10 protein-coding genes are annotated in these 22011 nt (G+C 47.5%); all 10 read left to right on the top strand.

The features are described 5' to 3' along the window. The first annotated feature begins 6 nt into the window (after positions 1-6). On the top strand, positions 7-2121 hold the full coding sequence (locus HMPREF9442_RS06140; RefSeq protein ID WP_253271044.1) for an alpha-galactosidase: 2115 nt from the start codon (positions 7-9) through the stop codon (positions 2119-2121). A gap of 12 nt (positions 2122-2133) precedes the next feature. Then, positions 2134-2817 (top strand): SGNH/GDSL hydrolase family protein, encoded by a 684-nt coding sequence (locus tag HMPREF9442_RS06135; RefSeq protein WP_008626488.1) that lies wholly within the window; start codon positions 2134-2136, stop codon positions 2815-2817. Between the two features lie 1009 nt (positions 2818-3826). Continuing rightward, positions 3827-6454 carry a hypothetical protein gene (locus HMPREF9442_RS06125; protein ID WP_253271043.1) on the top strand — a complete coding sequence of 876 codons (2628 nt, stop codon included), beginning with the start codon at positions 3827-3829 and terminating at the stop codon, positions 6452-6454. 17 nt (positions 6455-6471) lie between these two features. Continuing rightward, on the top strand, positions 6472-9771 hold the full coding sequence (locus HMPREF9442_RS06120; RefSeq protein WP_008626485.1) for a SusC/RagA family TonB-linked outer membrane protein: 3300 nt from the start codon (positions 6472-6474) through the stop codon (positions 9769-9771). Between the two features lie 8 nt (positions 9772-9779). Continuing rightward, positions 9780-11324 (top strand): RagB/SusD family nutrient uptake outer membrane protein, encoded by a 1545-nt coding sequence (locus tag HMPREF9442_RS06115; protein WP_008626484.1) that lies wholly within the window; start codon positions 9780-9782, stop codon positions 11322-11324. A 5-nt stretch (positions 11325-11329) separates the two neighbouring features. Next, on the top strand, positions 11330-13198 hold the full coding sequence (locus tag HMPREF9442_RS06110) for a fasciclin domain-containing protein (RefSeq protein WP_008626483.1): 1869 nt from the start codon (positions 11330-11332) through the stop codon (positions 13196-13198). Positions 13199-13214: 16 nt separating this feature from the next. Further along, entirely contained in the window at positions 13215-14795 is a 1581-nt protein-coding gene (locus HMPREF9442_RS06105; RefSeq protein ID WP_008626482.1) for a fasciclin domain-containing protein, read from the top strand. 20 nt (positions 14796-14815) lie between these two features. Then, positions 14816-17998 (top strand): SusC/RagA family TonB-linked outer membrane protein, encoded by a 3183-nt coding sequence (locus HMPREF9442_RS06100; protein ID WP_008626480.1) that lies wholly within the window; start codon positions 14816-14818, stop codon positions 17996-17998. 7 nt (positions 17999-18005) lie between these two features. Continuing rightward, complete coding sequence (locus HMPREF9442_RS06095) at positions 18006-19739, top strand: RagB/SusD family nutrient uptake outer membrane protein (protein ID WP_008626479.1); 1734 nt, start codon at positions 18006-18008, stop codon at positions 19737-19739. Positions 19740-19780: 41 nt separating this feature from the next. Further along, positions 19781-22011, top strand: a 2231-nt coding sequence (locus HMPREF9442_RS06090) for an FG-GAP repeat domain-containing protein (RefSeq protein ID WP_008626478.1), incomplete at its 3' end; no start/stop codon positions are given.

The raw sequence follows: 22011 nt of genomic DNA, 5'->3' as shown, positions 1-22011 counted from the left end.
ATGAAAATGAGAAAGAAAGGAGTGATTTGTACGATGTGGTGTGCATGCCTGTTCCCGGCCATGGCGGCTATGGCAGAAGATGTGGTCATCAAGGCGGGAGATTTGCGCATCACGTACGTGGAGAATGGGAAACAATTCAATGTGGAGTATAACGGCGGGAAGGCTTACCGGCCCGTGTTCATGGGTTCTGTGCCGGAGGCTACGTACGACATCCATGGCAAGGACGGTTTCCGTATCAGTTCGGCTTCGTGTGCGGAGGCCGACTACCAGAAGCGTACGGTGAACGATGCCTTTGGAAAGGGGACGTGCCATGCGTTTGTCTTCTCATCGCCTGCCAGTGGCGATGACGTGACCCTTACACAAGAGTTTTACGTGTATGAAGGACGGGATTACGTGTTGACGGACGTGGTGCTGAAAGGGGATGCCTCCCTTCGTTCCAACTACCTTGCGCCCGTGGCGGTGGCTACGCCTTACGACCTGTATGCTCCGGCGCAGACGAACCGCATGTTGAAGATTCCTTTCGACAATGACGGTTTCGTACGTTACCATAAGAACCGTCTGGCAGGCGACATGACCTCTTACGAGGTTTCCGCGCTTTATGCGGGAGAGAGCCGCCGGGGCATCGTGTTGGGTTCGGTGGAGCATAACCGTTGGAAGAGTGCCGTGGAGGTGAAAGCTTCGGGCGACAGCCGCGTGGAAGCGTTGAAGGTGTTCTCCGGGGTTTCAAATAAGGAGACGCGCGACGAGCTGCCGCATGGAAAGGTAAAAGGGCCGGAAGTGCGTTCGGCATTGATGTTCATCGGGGCTTTTTCCGATTGGCGCAATGGAATGGAGGAATATGCCCGGGCTAATACTTTGGTGCAGCCCATGCGTAAGACATGGAAGCGCGGCACGCCTTTCGGTTGGCAGAGCTGGGGCGTGATGTCGGACAAGAACAGCTATGATGTGGACGTGGCCGTATCCGAATACTTCAAAGAGACATTGAAACCGAATGGATTTTGCAACAGCCAAGGCATCAACGTGATGAGCATTGATGCATGGGATGGCATGAACAGCGAACAACGTACCCGGTTCTCGGAAGTGGTGAAGAAGAACGGGCAGGTGCCCGGTTCGTACGTCACGCCTTTCTGCCTGTGGTGGAACGAAGACATGTTGTACAGGAAGATTTGCGAAGGCAGCCAGTATACGGGGTATGAATGTGTGATTAAGGTGAACGGCAAACCGGCCAAGTTGGACGGCGCGTATTGCCTCGACCCCACGCATCCCGGAACGAAGGAATTTATCAGCCGTGAAGTGCAGAACAAGAAAAAAGAGGGATTTGAATACCTGAAAGTGGACTTTACCAGCAACGGTATGGTGCAGGCCGACTCCTATTATAATAAGGACGTGACCACGGCCGTGGAGGCTTATAACGAAGGTTTCTCCCACTTCATCAGCGAGGTGGACAAAGGCGAACCGATGTTCATCGCCCTTTCCATCGCTCCGATATTCCCTTATCAGTACGGGAACTCACGCCGCATCGCTTGCGACACTTGGGGCAAGATCGGACAGTCGGAATACAGCCTGAACGCCGTGTCGGGCGGTTGGTGGACGAATGAGTTTTACCAATATAACGACCCGGACCATCTCGTGCTGGTAGGAAACGATGCGGAGAAGGAAACGGAAGGCGAGAACCGTGCCCGTATCACCAACGGGGCCGTGTCGGGGATGGTATTGGTGTCGGACAATTACAGCTTGGAGGACAAGTCCGGACGTGGGGATGCCAAACTTTCCCGCGAACGCGCCCAAAAGATTTTGATGAACAAGGACGTGAACGAAATGGCGGATTTCGGACGTTCGGCCCGTCCGGTGTATGGCTATCGCGAATACAACGACAAGGGCGACGGAGCGGAGAACTGTTTCGTCTTGGATACGGAAAAGTATTTGTATGTGTCTGTCGTGAACTATAAAGACAACCAGATTGCCGGTAAGGTGGCTTTGGAGCGTTTGGGGCTTTCCCCGTCTTCTTTCTCCTCGGTAAAGGAGTTGTGGAGCGGTGCTGACGTGAAAGTCGGCAAGGACGGTCTGTCCTACGACGTGCCGGGCAAGGATGCCAAGATTTACCGTTTCTTGAAAAAATAAGGAATACCGGTCATGAAAGCATTGTTTTCGATAATTTTAAGTGGCCTTATGTGTTTCTGCGTTCCCGCCGGGGCACAGGAACATATTGCCCGCGAATACATCGAATGGTCCGATGTCTGGTTGACGGGTGCCAACCAGACGGACAAGCCTCACGTCCTGTTGCTCGGCAACTCCATCACGAGAGGGTATCACCCCAAAGTCGAAAAGTTGTTGGAAGGCAAAGCCTACGTGGGGCGGCTTTCCGGTTCGAAGAGTGTGGGCGACCCTGCCTTGCTCGACGAGGTGGAGGCCATACTGAAGCACAACCACTTCGACGTGATTCATTTCAACAACGGCCTGCACGGTTTTGATTATACGGAGGAAGAGTATGCAAAAGCTTTTCCCGAGTATGTGGCGTTGCTCAGGAAGTATGCGCCCGATGCCAAACTGATTTGGGCCACGATCACGCCGGTACGCCAAGGTGAAGGGATGAAGGAGTTTGCCCCTATCACGGAGCGTATGAAGGCCCGTAATGCCATCGCGACGGAATATGTGAAGTCGCAGGGCATCGAGGTCAACGACTTGTGGAGCGTTGTGGCAGACCATCCCGAATATTATGCCGGGGGAGACGGAACGCATCCCGTGGATGCCGGATTCGATGCCTTGGCCCGGCAAGTGGCCAAAGTCGTGGAGGAGGCTTTGCCGAAGACGAAGTAGAGCGGTAGTAAAGGTTATTTTTATAAGCGTCCGGTTCTCATGTCCTTTTTGGGGCATGGGAACCGGATTTTCATTTTGTCAGAATGTCAATGTCAGGGGGGCGAGATTGCTGTATCCGTCCCCTCGGCCGGAGTCTTCTGGAAATATTCGATTCTCGTGCAAGGAGGTGGAAGCGTATGGTCAGCGATATGCGGCTTTGGCTTGTCACGGAGTCTTCCGGATGCCTGATTTTACCGCGTGTGAATGGTTGAGGTGTAAACGTATGGCGGTGTTTTTCCGTCATCTTGATATTTGTTTTTTGTTGACGGAAATGTCCCAAATAGAGGAAAAACGCCCCGGAAGCGTACGTTTGTGTCCCGTTTTCAGGCCGTTTTTCAGCCGGTGTGCAGAGGTTGCCGGAATGACGTGCGGAGAAAAAAAGTGTTTTTTCAGCCAAACGGTTTTTCGTTTGGCTGAGATTGATTCGCAATTTTGCTTAACAAAATAAAAAATAGATCCTGAATTGTAAAAATCTGTATTCAAGAATGTGCAGGAAAACGTATGGAACAGCTTTATGCCGTGCTTTTCTTTATTCCAATAAGTCCTGTTCTCCTTTCATTTTGTCTGCCGGAACTCGAAAAGGATGACGTTGTGATATTTGGCAGATGATAAGGAGACGGCGCGTGTATTTGCCGGAGCAGAAGAAAATGAAAAACGATGGAACCGTTAAAAGAGCTAAACGATTCGCGCTCTTTTGTTGTAAAGTGTAAATGACACACTCATGAGAGCTAAAAGAGAAACATTTAATTCTCATACGGTATTATTTGCGTTATGACGGGGCCGATACGGGTGTTTGTTGCTGCTATGAACTGTATTTTTTAAATTTTGATGCATCTGTCTATTTCCAAATGACCTAATATCCGCTAAATTTGTATTGCCGAAAGGAAGAAAAGTAGGCGGTGTGAAATATTAAAAAGTATAAATCTCTAATACTAAACAGATGCATGCGGAAAGAAATGTAAAGCAGGTCATGAGGTGGTGCCTATACATCGTGTTAGGCTTTCCTTTGTTGAATTCATGCAAGGATGACTATATTTACGATAATGAGGAGCCGAGTTGGTTAGGTGCCAATATTTATGAATATTTGGAGTCGAGCGGACAGTTTGACTGCTATTTGGCGTTAGTGAACGATTTGGGATATAAGGAGACCTTGAGGCTTACAGGGAGTAAGACCATGTTTCCGGCTAATGACGAGGCTTTTTCCCGTTATTTCCTTTCAAAGGGACTTACAGGCGACGGGCCGGCACTGATTCACAAGATGTCGGCTTCGGAAAAGCGTTATTTGTTCAATTCCTCTATGCTGAATATGACTTACTTGAGTCACATGTTGGCCAATGTTTCTTCAAACGACCAGGGGATTGGGGAAGGCATCGCTTTGAGGCGTGCAACGTCTGCCTCTTATTTAGACAGTATTTCTTTTGTGAAGCCGGACGCGTTGCCGAAGACTGCTTTTTGGAATCGTTTCCGCGAACGTAAGGGAGCTTATTTGGCTGACAACGGTTCTAAAATGGCATTATATTGGACACCGGAATTCTTTTCGACTTCCGGCCTGACAGAAGCCGATTGGGCGGTAATCATGAAAGGTGAGGAAGGCAAGCCCTATGACACTCAAGGGTTTTATGTGAATGACGCGCATGTGGAATCCAATCGGAAGGACGTGACCTGCAAGAACGGTTATTTGCATATTGCGGACGACGTAGTGGCTCCCGCCCCCAATATGTCGGAAGTCATCAATTCGACGGCGGGGATGCACACTTTTGCGGGTCTGATGGAAAAGTTTGCTTATCCTTATTATGACGGGAGCGTGGACGATGCCGTGAAGGCTTATTACGGGGCGGGGAATATCAGTGATTCCGTGTTTGTGAAGCGTTACTTTAACCTGACGGATTTTTCTTCCGACCCGGAGGGCAAGGTGGATATTACGGGGTACGGGACATTGGCTTTCGACCCGTCGAATAATGTGTATGGCGGGAATACGGACATGGGGGTCATGTTCGTCCCTTCCGACGCGGCCATGAAAGATTATTGGGAATCGCCGCGCGGACAGTTCTTACGGGATTCTTACGCCGGATGGGACGAGGTGCCTACGAATGTCATTTCGGTTTTCCTGCAAAACCATCAGCGTTTGTCTTTCTTGACCTCCTTGCCTCATAATTGGGATATCATGACGGATAATGCCGGTTTTGAGATGTCTGTGAAGGAAGAGGATGTACAAAAGGCATACATCGCATGCAACGGTATCGTGTATATGACGGATAAGGTTTATCCGCCCGTGGATTATCAGGCCGTGTACGGTCCGGTGTTGACGGCCGACACGACAACCACCATGTCTGCGGCCATTAAAAATGATGACATGGATGACGTGAATAACCTGAAATACCACCTTTACCTGCGCTCCATGGATAACCAATACAACTTGCTTGTCCCGACAGACGATGCCATGGCGAACTACCGGGATCCCATCACGTGGGCGCTTTGGGCGAATGAAGGAGTAGACAAGCGGGAAATCTGGTCTTTTTATGTGAAGATGGGAAAGGTCGTTGCGGACGTGTACGACACGAACGAAGACGGCTCGAAAGGAACTCTTTTGCGGACAGTCGGGGCTGATGCCTTGGATACGGAAGGGGCAGAAGAGGTCGCCAACCGCTTGCAAGACATATTGGACATGCACATCGTGGTGGCCGATAATGAAGACGAACCGCTTTCCGGTTTCATCGATGAGGGCACTTTGCCGTATGTGCTGACAAAGGGCGGCTCCGTGCTCGCGCTTTCCGGAACAGGCGAGCAGGTGAAAGTCCAAGGAGGCGGTGACATGGAATTAGGGTTACCTGAGGCAGAGGTTGTTACTTTGGAGAAAGACCACAGGAAAGCACGGTATGAGATGGACAATGGCCGTACATTCTTTATCGACCGGATATTGCAGGACCCTTTCAAGTCGGTCTATTATACGATGACTGCCAATGAAGATTATCGTGCATTTTTTGATTTGTTGGTCGGGAATGACGATGTCTTTTTGTCTTTGGCCGATAACGAAGACTATAAAGACATAGAGCCGATTTTTGAGACTTCCGAGGGGGAGAACAGCAAGATGTCCGGCATAGGACCGGTAGTGACTTCCTTTAATAATTTCCGCTATACCGTCCTGGTGCCTACGCGTGCTGCCTTGGAAGAGGCTTTCCGTGACGACCCCGACCTGCATACATGGGACGAAATCAGTGCCCAGGCGGATTTGGATGTAAAAGCAGATTGGACACGCTACTTGTTGAACTTCCTGCGCTTCCATTTTATAGACGGCATGTTGCCGGTGAGCGGAGTTTCTTACCAAGGCAAGGCTTATCCGACCGCCGCGCGGGATGATAAGGGAATCTTTGTGTATGTCAAAGCGAGCAGTGACGGTAGCGGCATCACTTTCGAGCCGGAAAACGGGAACGGAGAAAAACAACAAGCCAAGGTCATCACATCGAATCAAGAGGATTATAATGTATTGACCCGTGACTATATCGTGAACGACAACGACTATACGTTGGCCACTCAAATCTTATCTTCGTCAAAAGCTGTATTGCATTTGGTGGACCATGCGATTAATTATCAAAAATAGACTTTAAATAAAAGATTATGAATAAGGTATATGCTATATTATTGTGGTTTGCATTGCTTTTCTTTCACAATGGGCTGTTTGCCCAAAACGGAGGCGTGATAGTGACCGGAAAGGTGTATGCGGAAGACGAACCTGAAGGCTTTATCGGGGCTACCGTGATAGAACAAGACAAGAATGGCCGTATTTACTCTTCGGCTTTGACCGATTTCAACGGGAACTTTTCTTTGAAGATCAAGAACCCCAACAACTCCTTGAATTTTTCTTTTGTCGGGTATAAGAAATTGACCTTGCCCATAGGGAACAAACGCAGGTTCGATGTGAAACTGGAATCGCAGAACGTGATGAAGGAAGTCACTGTGAAAGCCTCCAAATTAGTGGGAGGAGGCGGTTTGGCCATACCGGAACGGGAATATTCCGGAGCCATGCAGAAGTTTAACACGAAAGCTATCGAAGGGGTGTCTGTGGCTTCCATCGACGATGCCTTGCAGGGGCGTATTGCCGGACTGGACATTGTGGCGAACTCGGGAGACTTGGGCAGTGGTTCCGTGATGCGTATCCGTGGTATCACTTCCATCAATTCCAATTCGCAACCTTTGATTCTGTTGAATGGTATCCCCTTTGAAAGCAATATCGACGCTTCTTTCGACTTTGCTTCGGCCGACCAGGAACAATTTGCTTCCTTACTGTGCATCAGTCCGGACGATATAGAAGAGATTACGGTGTTGAAGGACGGTGCGGCAGCAGCTATCTGGGGGTCTCGCGGAGCCAATGGTGTGATTGATATTACGACGAAAAAAGGTGTGACGGGACCTACACGGGTGAGTTATTCTTACCGTTTCTCGGGGTCGGAGCAGCCTGAAGGCACCAAATTGCTGAATGGCGACGATTATACGATGCTGATGAAGCAGGCTTACTTCAACCGGAACCAGGAAGATTGCAATATCCCGGAATATAGTTACGACAAGGCGCAGTTTGTGAATGCGTACGGGACAGCCCAGGACTTTGAGAACTTCAACAACAATACAGATTGGGTGGACGAAGTTTCCAAATACGGCTTTACGCACGACCATAACCTTTCGGTCAGCGGAGGAGGTGAAAAGGCGAAGTTCAGGGCTTCTTTCGGATACTACAAGCAGACGGGTACCATCATCGGGCAGGAGCTGCACCGCTTTTCCAACCGGATGAACTTGGAGTATGCCGTGTCCTCCCGTCTGAAGTTCTTTACGGAATTTGCCATCACTTACACGGACAATGACAAGAACAATGAGGAGGGCGGAAACCTGTTGGACGTCGCCCGTAAGAAGATGCCAAACGCTTCTGTCTTCCGGCAAGACAAGAACGGGAACAATACGGATGTCTATTTTAATATCGCGCAAAATACCCAGTTGAATGACGACCAAAGGGATTTGAAGAACCCTGTAGCGATGGGATACTTGGCTTCGTACCAACAGACGAACATGCGTATCATGCCGACATTACGTTTGCAGTATGATTTCCTGGATCCGGCGGGCACCGCCAAGTTGCGTTATGCCGGTTATGTCAAGTTCGATTCGGAGAACGTGAAGGATACGAAGTTCCTGCCACGTGAAACCACGTCCAAGAACTGGAACGATGGAAGCGTGAACAAGTCTTATAGTAAGGAGTCTGAGGCCGTATCCATTTATACAGACCATAATATCACTTGGCAACCGGACCTCGGGGAGCGGCAGTCTTTGATGTTGTATGCCGGTTGGCAGATGGATATATCAAACTCCCAGTACCAGGAGTTTGAACGGTACGGTTTGGCTTCTACTGTGGGGACGGATGTGACTTCCGAGGGACACTTGAATACGTTTAACAGTGGGAAGAGCGAAGGGCGCAACATGGCCTTCCTGTTCCGTGGGCATTATTTCCTGTTGGACCGTTATATTCTGGACTTGACCGCCCGTTGGGACGGCAGTTCCCGCTTCGGCCCCGGCAATCGGTGGGGATTTTTCCCGGCTGTTTCCGGAAAGTGGCTTATTTCCGAAGAGAAATTCATGGACTTTGCCGACAACTGGATGTCTGAGTTTGCCTTACGTTTGGGTTGGGGCGTGACGGGTAACCGGCCGGATTATGAATATTTGTATTTAAGCCGCTACAACAGTTACGGTTCGAATTATATCGACTTGCCCGCCATCAAGCCCTCTTCATTGCAACTGACGAACTTGAAATGGGAGCGTTCTACTTCTTATAACTTGGGCGTGGACCTGACCTTGTTCGACTGGCGTTACAAACTGGTGGCCAATGTCTACCATCGCCGTACGGAAGATTTGTTGTTTAAGGACCAGAAGATTCCTTCTTCCACCGGATTCGGGTCGGTGTCGTATGTCAATGCGGGAACGATGGACAACGACGGTTGGGAGTTGGAGTTCAGTACCAATAACATGGTGAAGCGTGGAGACTGGGCTTTGGACTTGAGCCTTAACTTCTCCAATTATGTGAATACCATCATTGAGTTGGACGAGAATGTGCTGAATAATTACAATCCGGATTTCAACTATACCAATGGAGGATACTTGACCCGCTTGCAGATTAACAACTCTTTCGGTTCCATATATGGTTTCAGGTATAAAGGCGTATACCAATATGATAAATATCAGCCCGATAATCCAAACGCTACGGCTCCGGTCGTACGCGACGAGAATGGAAATGTGGTCTTGGACGGAAAAGGGGAAACCATCCCCATGTATTTTGCCTACGGGACTTCAAATGCTTACCGTTTCCGTGGAGGAGATGCCATTTATGAAGATGTCAACCATGACGGTACCATAGACGAACTGGATATCGTGTATCTGGGTAATTCCAATCCGAAGTTTGACGGGGGATTTGGAGCGACGTTGCGTTGGAAGCGACTGACATTGAACATGTTCTTCAATTACCGTGTAGGTGGAAAAATCATCAATTACGGGCGCATGGATGCAGAAAACATGTACTCCACCAATAACCAGTCCATCGCAACGAACTGGCGTTGGCGCAAGGATGGCGACATGACGGAAATTCCCCGTGCGCTTTATCAGTACGGTTATAACTATCTGGGCAGTGACCGTTTTGTGGAAGATGGTTCGTTCCTGCGTTTCAAACAGTTGACGTTGAGCTATTCTTTCGATCCGAAGATGTTGAAAAAGGCTCATCTGAATACGTTGAACTTGTCTTTGACCTTGAATAACCTCTTGACCGTGACCAAATATACGGGGGCAGATCCGGAAATATCACCTAATAATATAGGAGTGAGCGAGGATAAGAACAGGACTCCGCGTTCCCGTTACTTTACTTTCGGTTTAACGGTGGGCATTTAACTTAAAAAATGGTAGAAATGAAAAAGTTTTTTTTGAAAATACGTGCTTTATTCTTGCTTCCTGTTTTGGGAATGACAGTGGCTTGTGACGATTGGTTTACTTTGCTGCCCCAGTCGGAAATGGTGGCAGAGGATTTTTGGAAAGATGAGCAGGACGTGCTGAGTGGAGTCGGGGCTTGTTACAGGGCGATGAACGAAGACGGCTTTATGAGGCGGCTTATCGTGTGGGGAGAAGTCCGTTCGGACAATGTAGTGCCGGGGACGGGTTCGGATACCGATTTGGGGTATATCTTAAATGCCAATATCAACGCCGCTAACGGATACGTAAAATGGGGCGAGGTATATACCGTGATAAATATCTGCAATACCTTAATCAAGAATGCTCCTGTGGTACGTGAGTATGATTCTGATTTCACGGAGGCTCATCTGAAGCAATATTTGGCAGAAGCCAAGACCATACGTGCCTTTTGTTATTTCACTTTGGTGCGGGCGTTTAATAATGTCCCATACGTGGAGGAGCCTTACCTTGATGATACGCGTGCTTATGAGGTGGCACAATCTTCTTGTGAAAGTATTTTGGATACTTTGATTACCGATTTGAAGTCCATAGAAGACTTTGCGGTGAAAGAATATCCGGACAATGAAGGTTATAATAAAGGTAGGGTTACACAAAAGGCGGTTTGGGCTTTACTGGCCGACATGTATTTATGGTTGAATGATTATGAGAACTGCGTGGCTTACTGTGATAAGATATTGGCATCGAGGGATAATCCCCTGACTTTGTTGCCTTCGTCCAATTTCTCTAATGCTTTGTTTTACAGTGGAAACTCGGATGAAAGTATTTGGGAATTGCAGTTCGATAATAATACGCAGAACGGGGCGGTCCGGACTTTTTACGGAGGAACGGACGTGAATGCCTTGTTGTCGGCCTACGATTTGAGTGCCGGTTCGGATTTCTTCGGAGGACTGGATTTAAGGCACGTACAAGGATATGCTGGCGATGGCTTGTATTCCATAAAAAAATATGTGGCATATTGCAGTGCACAGGATTATGAAAACCCGCTGTTCAGCTTTGGAGACGGGTCGAACAACTGGATTTTTTACAGGCTTCCGGATGTCTACCTGATGAAGGCCGAAGCATTGGCTGAAATCGGTGGTGCTGCCAATCTGGAAGAGGCCGTGGACTTGGTTTCATATACCTATGACCGTGCCCATCCGGACTTGGAGGAAGGCAGTTTGAAAGGGAAATACACGAACCAGTCGGAAGTCCGTAACCTGGTCTTCGACGAACGTCAGCGTGAGTTCCTTTTTGAAGGGAAGCGCTATTTCGACCTTGTGCGGCGTATGCGCAGGGAAGGGTCTCCCACGAATATCGTAAATACTTATTTGATGCGCAAATATACGTCTATGAGTTTGGACGAGACAACTGTGAGAAGTAAACTTGACGATAAGGATGCCATTTACCTTCCTATTCACGAAGAGGAGCTTCGGGTGAATCCATTGTTGGTACAGAATAGGTTTTATATGGCTTCTGAAGATATTTCTAAAAACTGAAAATTATGGATATGGATAAAAGATATTTGTCAGCCATTAAAGCATGGGCAGTGGGTTTGCTGTTTGCTTGTGTCGGCGGTCTGTCATCCTGCAACAGCGATGATATCAAGGAAGATGCGATGTACACTTTTACGGGAGAGACTGTGGCTTCGTTCTGTGAGAAGACTCCGGAGTTGTCCCTCTTCTATAAACTAATGGATGAGTGTGGGGAAACGGCTTTGTTGGAAGTGTACGGGCATTTTACCTGTTTTGCGCCTACGAATGATGCGATTAATAAATATCTGACAGAAAAGGGCCTGTCATGGGACGGCCTGAGTTCGGAACAGAAGCAGAAGATTGTCTATAACAGTGTCATACGTAATGCGACCAAAGAAATCTTAGTGGATGAATTTGAAGAAGGCGCATTGTCTGAACCCACGTTGTCAGACCGGTATTTACTTATATCCTTCGGTAAGGAAGGGGAAGAACGGCGTATTTACGTCAATGAAAAGTCTACGCTTATCAGTGGGGACCACGAAGTGCATAACGGGGTTGTCCATATTGTAGATGAAGTTATCGAACCTTCCGAGAAGACTTTGTTGGAGACGCTGAAGGCACACGGAGGGTTTGAACTTTGGGCCGAAGCCTACGAGGCTTCCGGTTGGGCGGATGAAATGACGGAGCTTTATGACCCTGATTATGTGAATAGTTTTAATACGGATCGGTACCAGATAATCGGGTTGGTATTGGCTGTGCCGGAAAAACTGAAGTTAGGTTATACGTTGTTTTGTGAGCCGGATGAACTGCTGAAACAAAATGGGATAACGGACCTTTCCAGCATGGAGAATTATGCCAGGACGTATTATGGTTCGGAAGATTTGGGAAACTATAAAAGCAAAAACAATCCTTTGAACCGTTTTATAGCCTATCACATGCTGAACCGCCAAATGGCCACCAACTCGTTTTTATACACGGGTGAAACGACTAATCCCGATTATGCCAATGAACGGACGGAGTATTATGAGACGATGTACACTTATCGTTTGATAAAAATCAAGGCCGGCAACAGGCTCAATGCCAAAAACAGCGATAATACTTCGTTAAGGGTGATTGAGAAGGAAAGCAACGTAGATGCGATCAACGGTTTCATACATACTTTGGACGGCATATTGGTATATGACGAAGAAGTCATGGAGAAGGATGTGCTGCATGAAAGAATCCGTTTCGACTTCTTTGCTTGCATACCTCATCTGACGAACAACAATATACGTTGGAAGTGTTATAGCAGTACGCGCCCGGAGGGTACAAGCGGATATACGGTGACGCCTGAATTCTGTGGAGAGTATTTCACTTATAATGATGCGGGAGTTTGTGTGTTTCAGGCAGAAGATTCTTGGGCCGATTATCAAGGGGACGAATTGGTGATGCAGGAAAGCTATGATTTTACGTTGCGTATGATTCCGTTGCCTCCCGGTGACTATGAAATGCGTATCGGTTATAACTCCGGCGGTACGCGTGGAATGGGGCAGATGTATGTGGACGGGAATATTGCAGGTACTCCTGTGGATTTGAGAATCAACGGTGATGACCCTCGCGTGGGTTGGGTAAAGGACAGCGAAACCAATGACGACGGGGTAGAGAATGACAAGATGATGCGTAACCGGGGATACATGAAAGCACCGGAAGCTCTATGGTATTGGCATGGAGGATGGGATAATGTGCCCATGCGCGATGTAAGCTTTGCTTTGCGTTACATCGTGGGACAGTATCACTTTGAGGAATATGGAGCGCATACGTTCCGTGCAAGGAGTGTGGACTTTAAGGGGCGTGGTTTTCAATTAGACTATATTGAATTTATTCCTACGGATATGATTAGGGATGAAGGACGTGATTAAATAAGGAAATGGACGTATGAGATATAAAGGTATAATTTGCCTGATATTAGGCATCGGAGGTTCAATCGTTTCTTGTAACGATGATTGGGATGAACATTACAGCCGTAACGGAAGCATCCCTGAGGTAAGTTTAATGGATATGATTCTTAATGATAGCCAGTTGACCAAGTTCAGTCAAATCCTGATGAAGACGGGTGCGGACTCTTTGTTGGGCTCGACACAGACTTACACGGTTTGGGCACCTGTCGATGAAGCACTGTCTTCTGTGGACATGGATGACGAGGCGGCGTTGCAACGGATGGTAAAGAATCATATAGCCCGTTATTCCAATTCGACTGCGACAGAAGCCGGGAAGTCCATATACATGTTGGATGGAAAGGTCATGTCGTACGAGTCGGCAGATGTATTCAACGGCATATCCATTGTGCAGAAGGATATATTGGCACAAAACGGAGTCTTGCACAAGTTGAACGACACGATCCCTTATCGTTATAACTTTTGGGAGTATATTTCCACTCAAGAGAATTATTCAAAGATATATGACTTTATAAACCAGTTCTCGGAGAAAATCTATGTTTCGGGAGAGAGCAGTCAGAAGGACTCTGTTTTTAGGGACTATAACCGGCTGTTGCAGAATTATTATTATGGGATAGGATGGATTCACGATGAAGATTCCGTCTACACCATGATCTTGCCGGACAATGAGGCTTGGGATAAGGCGTATGAGCAAGTCAGTCCTTATTTCAAAGTTTATAATGTCGATGAGGCTGTGGCGGATTCTATCACGAGAGTGCAGACTGGGCAGGCCATTGTGTATGGATTGACCTTCGGCGGTCGGATAACAGATCCCGGAAGTGCTGATTCGTTGGTCACTGTAACCGGAAGCGTCATACGGAATACGAAAGATTATTTTGCCGGGTATCGGCAAGAACCGGCTTCCAACGGCTTGATGTTTTTGGCTGACGGGAATCTCCATCTGGATGATACGTGTGTGTGGAACCAGCCTATAATAGTGGAAGGTGAAGATCTTGACCGACGTTTGGTTACGGCTTCAGGTACTTCAGCCTATGTACGGGATGTTGACGGAACCAGTGTGGTAAAGGGGATTAGTGAAAACAGTTACCTGGAAGTGTCCGGGTCTTCCTTGAATCCGGGCGTGACATTCGATATTCCCAATGTATTGGCTACCCAATATGATATTTATGTCGATTTCGTTCCTCCTGCGATTGACGGCAACAGCCGTGCGACGGAAAAGACTTGTCTGTCTTATAGGATGAAGGTGGAACAGGAAAACGGTAGGACTAAATATGAAAGCCGTCAGGGGAAAAATGACGAGGAACTGATTGTTGGAGGAGACAGCGTGGGAGATGTCTATATGAAGACGGTGAAAGTGTGGAGCGCATATCAATTCCCGACCTCCGATTTTTACGATGCAATGTGGTATTTGGATGAAGACAACGCCGACAAGGTGAATGAGATATCCCCGAAGACAACATTGGAGATTAAGACTAACGTGTCACCATCGGAGTTGAATGTAAAGTATGTACGGCGGTTTAGGATAGACCGTATCAGGTTCGTTCCTGCAAAAAATAATTAGAAACTCATTAAAGCGTAAGTATGATGACTAATATATCAAAATACCATTCAGTAAAAGTGATAAGTGCCGTGATGGGACTTGTCGTGTTGTCGGAGCTTGCCGTAGCACAGGATTTGGGAAAAAATGATAGTGTTTCGGTGAGGACGGAGAAAACGGACATGCCCTATAAAGTGAAAGGACGGATAATAGATGCTGTGACGAAAAAGGGATTTGCCGGCGCACGTGTGACGACCCCTAACCTGAATGTTTCTGCCATGACGGATGAGAACGGAAATTATGAGATTGGAGTGCCGGACTTGTCGGTAGCACTTTATGTAGAGGCACCCGGATATTCAAGGCAAGTCGTGCCGGTGAAAGGGCGCAATGAAGTCGATGTGTCATTGTTTACGGTATCCGGACATGCGTACTATGACGACGGAATGTCGGTGTCGGACGGTGAAGCCGTGGTGGATGGGTTTACATCCGGAACTTTGAGCATGACCGATGACATGACATCGTTGTTAAACGGCCAGTTGCGTGCTATTTCCCACTCGGGGGATCCCGGTAGCAGCTCCTCATTCTTTATCAGGGGATATAATTCCGTGAACCTTTCTGCCCAACCCCTATTCGTGGTGGATGGCGTGATATGGCAGATGCAGGATCAAGTAGCCAGTGCTGTGGACAATTATTATAATAACCCTTTGACCTTGCTTGACCCTTCGGATATTGAGAAAGTCACGATTTTAAAGAACGGTTCTGCGGTCTGGGGAGCCAAGGGGGCAAACGGCGTAGTACTGATAGACACGAAACGTGCACGTGAAATGGCCACCCAGATAGAAGCAAATATTTCAATGGGATTTCAGACACCTTTTGAAAGTCTGCCTCTGATGGGGGCGGCAGCCTATCGGCGTTATGCGACAGATATCATGTCCGGCATGAAACGTGATGAGGTTGAGGGATTCCAGTTTACCAATGACGACCCGACCCGTTCGTTTTACCGTGCGGTACACAACGATACGAAATGGACGAATGAAATCAACAAGACATCTTTTATCCAAAACTATGGCGTTTCGGTGGCCGGTGGAGATGATATAGCATTGTATCGTTTTTCCTTGGGATATGCCAAGAACGACGGGAACATAGACGGAACGAGTTTCAACCGTTTGAACGTACGTTTTAATTCAGATATCAAATTGACGGAGGATTTTAAAATCCAGACCGACATTTCTTATGCGCAAACAGGGCATAAGGTTGTCTTTGAAGGATTGGACGGCATGCGTTCGCCTTATTTCCTGTCATTGGTGAAATCCCCGTTGTATGCTCCGTGGCAGTACAACGACAATGGGACGTTCAGCGGGCGTTTGACGGATGTCGACGAACTGAATGTCGGCAACCCCTTGGCGTTGACAGGCGAAGATGTTCCCGAGTTGGATAAATATCGTTTTAATTTGAACTTAAGACCGAGCTATCAGATAACGGACCGTTTGGAAGTTGCCGCTTTGTTCGGGATTTCTTATGATAAAGAAAATGAAAACCTCTTTATCCCGGATGCCGGTGTTTCCAATGAGCCGTTGTATAATGATAGGGGAGAGATTTACGCCACGGCATTGAATGAAGTGCGTAACCTTATGGCCCGGCAGACTTCTATGTCGGTGGACGGTTATTTGGCATGGCAGATTCTGAAAGACTGGCGGCATGATTTGAATGCGCGTATAGGAGGCCGTTTCTACAATACTTATTATCGTTATACCATGGGGCAAGGGTATAATACGGGAAACGACTATATGACCGCGCTTTCCAATACAAACAGCGACCTTCGCACGTTGACCGGTCATGAATATACGGACCGGAACACGGCTTGGTATTTTAATGCGGATTATGCTTACCGGCACCGTTACTTTTTCAATGTAGGCATGTCTTTGGAAACGTCTTCGCGTTTTGGCCGCGAAGCCGGAGGATTGGATTTATTTGGTGTTTCCTGGGGCTATTTCCCGTCTGTCTCTGGGGCTTGGTTGGTTTCATCGGAAAAGTTCATGCGGAATGTGGATTTCGTCAATAATCTTAAAGTTCGTGTGGCTTATACCATGTCGGGCAACGACAACCTTCCGCTTTTCGCCAATAGGAGTTATTTTACGTCTACGTCTTTTGTTAAAGATGCCACGGGGTTGGTTTTGGCTAATATCGGCAATGAGAAATTGAAATGGGAAACAACGGCAAGAACCAATATCGGTCTGGATTTTAGTATGTTTTCGAATCGTTTGGCTGTGAATGCCGATGTCTTTTTCTCTCGCACTAAAGACTTGGTGACACGCAGGCCGTTGAACGATGAAGCGGGGTTGGAATACTTTTGGGACAATAACGGGGAATTGAAGAATAATGGTTTGGAAGTCGCCGTGAAAGTCCGGGCGTTGGATATGCGTGACTTTAAATTAAACATCGGGGCGACAGTCGGACATTATAAAAACGAGGTGACATCCTTGGAAAATGGAAGTTTCATTACCGAAGTATGTGACGGACAAGTGCTGACAGAAGTCGGTCGTCCGGTTGGTGTATTTTATGGTTATCTTACGGACGGGGTCTACTCTACTTCGCAGGAAGCGGCAGAAGCCGGTCTGGCCATTCTTTCTTCTTCTGGACAGCGCGTGCCCTTCCAAGCCGGCGATATACGCTTCGTAGATGTGAAAAAGGATGGAATCATCAATGAGGAGGACCGGGTGGTAATAGGTGATCCGAATCCGGACATTTACGGAAACTTCGACCTGAATTTCCAATGGAAGAACCTGGAGTTGGGAGCATTGTTTACTTATTCGTTGGGGAATGACGCTTATAATGCCTTGCGTGCCAGTTTGGAGTCGGGAAAGAGTTTGTATAACCAGTCTGTCTCCATGGAAAACAGATGGATGGCCAATGGGCAGCAAACGGATATTCCTCGTGCTACTTATGATGACCCTATGGGGAACTCACGCTTTTCGGATCGTTGGATAGAAGATGCGTCGTATTTGAAGTTCAAACGTTTGATGCTTACTTACCATGTCCCGATGCGGCAGAATTTTATTCAAAGCCTTTCCGTGTGGGCAGCCGTGAACAACGTTTGTACGTTGACGAAATATTTGGGTGTAGATCCGGAGTTTTCTTATAGTACATCTGTATTGGAACAGGGCATTGACGGAGGATTGACCCCTCAGTCCAGGTCTTTCCAATTAGGTGTGAATATCAATTTATAATGTAAAAATGTCGGTTATGAAGATGAATATAAAGAACATGAAGACGGTTTGGGGAGCATGGATTTGCTTGGGGTTATTTGTACCTACGGCTTGTTCCGACATGTTTGAGACAGATTCGACTTCGGTCGTTTTTGAGTCGGGGAACCGGTTGGATTCTCCCAATGATTCGCTGTATTCCATCATGGGGATATTGGCCCAAATTCAGAGGTTAGGAGATAGGTATGTACTGATGGGGGAATTACGTGGCGATTTGATGGAGGCCACGGCCAATGCGGATGTGGACCTTCAGGAAATATCCCGGTTTGAGGTTTCTGCTTCCAACCCATATAAGATGATGAATGATTATTATCAGGTCATCAATAATTGCAATTATGCCATAGCCCACATGGATACGACTTTGGTCGATTACGAGGACAAGGTCATGATACCTGAATTCGCGCAAATCAAGGTGATACGGGCATGGACCTATTGGCAGTTGGCGTTGCTTTGCGGTGAGGTCAGTTGGATTGAAACTCCGGTTTTGGATTTGGAAGCCAGTTTGAAAGATTATCCACAGAAGAACCAAGAGCAGTTGGCAGAGCTTCTGATAGAAGACTTGAAACCCTATATCGGGGTCAGGGATTTGAACTACGGTTCTGTGGACGGTTTGAATCTTGACAAGGTATTTATTCCGGTGGATATGCTCTTAGGTGATTTATACCTGTTCTTGAACCAATATGCGGATGCGGCCACTGCGTATTACAGGCTGATAAAGGAACGGGAACTGACGGTGACGGCGATGTATCGTAATGCATGGCTTGACATATCCCGTAAGGGCTTTTCGTATTTTATGCATACATCTGGATTGAGTTATGCAACCAATGAAGTTGTATCTTCATTGGTTTACAGTTCAAATCCGAAAGACTATCATCCGTTGTTGTTGCGTTGGTCTTACAATGACAAGGCTTTTATAGCTCCGGCGCAATCTTTTGTGGAAGACATGGCGGAAGCTTTATATGTAGTAGGAGTGGAAGGAAAGCCTACCGTGTCAGGATACTGTGACGGAGACCTGCGTGGACAGGCGGTCCTTTCCGGTGGTTCGGTAATTGCTTCAGCCTATGGTTCAATGACATTAAACAATGTCGCTGCTACATATATATGCAAATTTAGCAATATGGACAAAACTATTGTGACAGGTGGAAGCGACCCCGAAAATGAGGCTTTGGGGGGATTATACCTGCAGCGGACTTTGCCTTTATACCGTGTTTCCCATGTTTACCTCCGTTTGGCTGAAGCCTTGAACCGTTTGGGGAAACCGACAATGGCTTTTGCGGTTTTGAAATATGGATTGAATGCCACGACGATTGAGAATCCCAACCGGGTGAAACAGAGTGAACGCAAAGGGGAAATATACACGGATTTTACGGAAGACATCTTTGCTGACAACGTAGGTACGGCCACTCGTGGGAGGGGAAACGGGATTCCGTACGATAATGAATTTTATATCATCCCGGATTTCAATACGGAAACTTCGGCCGGAACGTTGGAAGATTCCATCTTGTTTGTGGAAGACCGTATCGTGGACGAGATGGCGGCAGAGACATGCTTTGAAGGCAATAGGTTCTTTGATCTGTTGAGGGTGGCCCGCCATCGTAACCAATATCCGGCTTATATGGCTAAAAAGGTTTCCGAACGTTTCGGAGAAAATGCGGAAAGAATGGAGCAAGCCTTGATGGAAGAGGAGCGTTGGTACTTGAAATGAAGCATATAGGTACAAGCAGTGTTTAACCCAAAGATATAATTATGAAAAAGAGGACTTTTAAAGGAATGTTGTTTAGCGCGGCATTGTTGACTTCAGTTGGTGAAGTGCAGGCTCAGGACAACCCGATCACGTTCACGCGTGATATGACGTTTAGGGAAGAATATGGGTGGGCAAATAGTAATGCTACTCCCAAGGTTGGTGATTTCGACAATGATGGAATCAACGACTTGTGGTTGGATGGCCGTCGGCAATCGCAAGGATGGCAGACCAGGCCCGTTTTTGCGAAAGGATTGGGCGGAAGAGAATTTCTTGCTGATTATGAACCGATAATGGAGATTACTTACGACTCTACGATCGTACAGAAAATAGATACGATATGGATGAAAGACAATCAGGGGGATTTTGTATTGGACGGTGAAGGGAATAAAATCATAGAAGAACTGGCACCGGTGTTGGACGATGAAGGAAATCCCGTGAATGATACCATAGTGACAGAACATGAAAATTATATGGGGACGAAAAACGGATTGCCCGAGACAGCTTGGAGTGCCGGTTCGCAACCCATTGATTTCAATGCAGACGGCTTGGTGGATTATTTGGTCCTTCATCCGGGAGAGGTCGGGGATGTCCAAGGGTATAAGTTGGTAAAGAACTTAGGGAACGGACGGTTTGAAGAAGTAGAGGACGAAACCCTCGGTTCCATGAAGTTCTCGGAGAATCCAAAAAGAGGAGATTTCAATAAGTTTAATGAAGAGAATGCCTTTACTTCCGTGGTGACCGGTGATTATGACAAGGATGGTTTTGTAGACCTTTTGATAACGGGCATGGATGTGAATGGCCGTTTCATGAGATTGCTTCGGAATGTGGAAGGTAAACGTTTTGAAGTGCAAAATGTATTTGAGGCCTTGCCTTTTGACAAAGAAGTGAACCGGCGTGGCTTATGGGAAGAAACTGGTGTGAGTGACAATCCGGAAACCGGTGAATCCATCAAGAGCGTGTACTTGCAAGACCAACCTACCATGAAGGCTAAGCCTTTAAGCCACGGGTCTGTGGCTTTTCTTGACATGGACAATGACGGTTGGTTGGATATTGTAGTTACCGGATATGCTGACGGTACAGACATGGGAGATGTCGGTGCCGAACCCGGAGGGGACGAAATCCGCTTTTACCATAACCAAAAGGACGGCACGTTCAAAGATGTGACAGACCAGTTGATTCCAGCTGCTCAGGAGATATTGGCAGGATTGGGACTCGAAACCAAAGGTACGTTGGAAGATGTTTTCACAGCTTGGGCTACGGAGAATTTAGTAATGATGGCTACGGACTATAACCAAGATGGTTTGATGGATCTTATGATTTGCGGTAAATCACGGACGGGTGTACCTGAAACCCTCTGTCTGATTAACACGCCGGTTGAAGGCTCTGTGTTCAGCTTTTATGAGGAGAAGGTGAATATTGTGGGTATGACCGGTTGTGGGAACAGTGGTTTCTTCTATGGGGACTTCAATGGTGATGATGTGCCGGATGTATACCATCGCGGACGTTCGGATGCGTTGAAGCCTGATGGAAACCGATGGGACTATTGCAGGGTTTTTGATGTAAGCGAAGGAGGTAGTGTCGGGCTTTATACTTCTTATGGTTTTGATTATTGGAGCAACGACATATTTGGAGGATTTATGTGGCAATGGGATGACGACCATCCGGTCGCAGGTAACTTCGGGGATGTGGACAATGATGGCAAGTTGGATCTCATTTCAAGCGGTTACGAAGCCGGTACGGACAACTTTATCATCAGCTACAATGAAACCGATTATGAGCCGGTTTATCCTGATGCGCCTGCTGAAGTGACGGCCGAGGCTGCCGAAAAAGGTCAGGTAATGGTGAAATGGCCTGCTGCTTATTTGAGCAATGGCAATGTGGCAGTCCACAATGTGTATATCCGCAACAATGAGACCGGTGTCGTCCGTATGTTGGTCCCGGCCAATACGGAAACCGGCAAGCAGTTGGCTTATAGCATGTTCGGTGCGTATGCCGTAAACTATTCCATGGATGAGGGTTCGTGCTTCTATATGTTCGAGAAATTGCCGGCCGGCAGCTATACCGTGGGTGTGCAGGCGGTGAACTATGCCTATTTGGCCAGTGGTTTCACGACGGCGGAAGTCACCGTGACAGACGGGTATGAGGCCGGCATCCAAGTTCCGGAGAAGCTGGCAGGCGTGAAGGTTGCCATCGAAGGCAATGCCATCACGGTGAACAGTTCGGAGTCTGCTGC

The sequence above is a fragment of the Paraprevotella xylaniphila YIT 11841 genome, from assembly GCF_000205165.1.
GTDB classification, from domain to species: Bacteria; Bacteroidota; Bacteroidia; order Bacteroidales; family Bacteroidaceae; genus Paraprevotella; species Paraprevotella xylaniphila.
Note: the sequence above shows the minus strand (reverse complement) of the source record. Positions and strands in the feature narration are given on the sequence as shown.

Excerpts from the sequence above, each read along its gene's own strand:
- HMPREF9442_RS06140 (WP_253271044.1), top strand. The coding sequence starts at position 7 with ATGAGAAAGAAAGGAGTGATTTGTACGATGTGGTGTGCATGCCTGTTC.
- HMPREF9442_RS06135 (WP_008626488.1), top strand. The coding sequence starts at position 2,134 with ATGAAAGCATTGTTTTCGATAATTTTAAGTGGCCTTATGTGTTTCTGC.
- HMPREF9442_RS06125 (WP_253271043.1), top strand. The coding sequence starts at position 3,827 with ATGAGGTGGTGCCTATACATCGTGTTAGGCTTTCCTTTGTTGAATTCA.
- HMPREF9442_RS06120 (WP_008626485.1), top strand. The coding sequence starts at position 6,472 with ATGAATAAGGTATATGCTATATTATTGTGGTTTGCATTGCTTTTCTTT.
- HMPREF9442_RS06115 (WP_008626484.1), top strand. The coding sequence starts at position 9,780 with ATGGTAGAAATGAAAAAGTTTTTTTTGAAAATACGTGCTTTATTCTTG.
- HMPREF9442_RS06110 (WP_008626483.1), top strand. The coding sequence starts at position 11,330 with ATGGATATGGATAAAAGATATTTGTCAGCCATTAAAGCATGGGCAGTG.
- HMPREF9442_RS06105 (WP_008626482.1), top strand. The coding sequence starts at position 13,215 with ATGAGATATAAAGGTATAATTTGCCTGATATTAGGCATCGGAGGTTCA.
- HMPREF9442_RS06100 (WP_008626480.1), top strand. The coding sequence starts at position 14,816 with ATGATGACTAATATATCAAAATACCATTCAGTAAAAGTGATAAGTGCC.
- HMPREF9442_RS06095 (WP_008626479.1), top strand. The coding sequence starts at position 18,006 with ATGTCGGTTATGAAGATGAATATAAAGAACATGAAGACGGTTTGGGGA.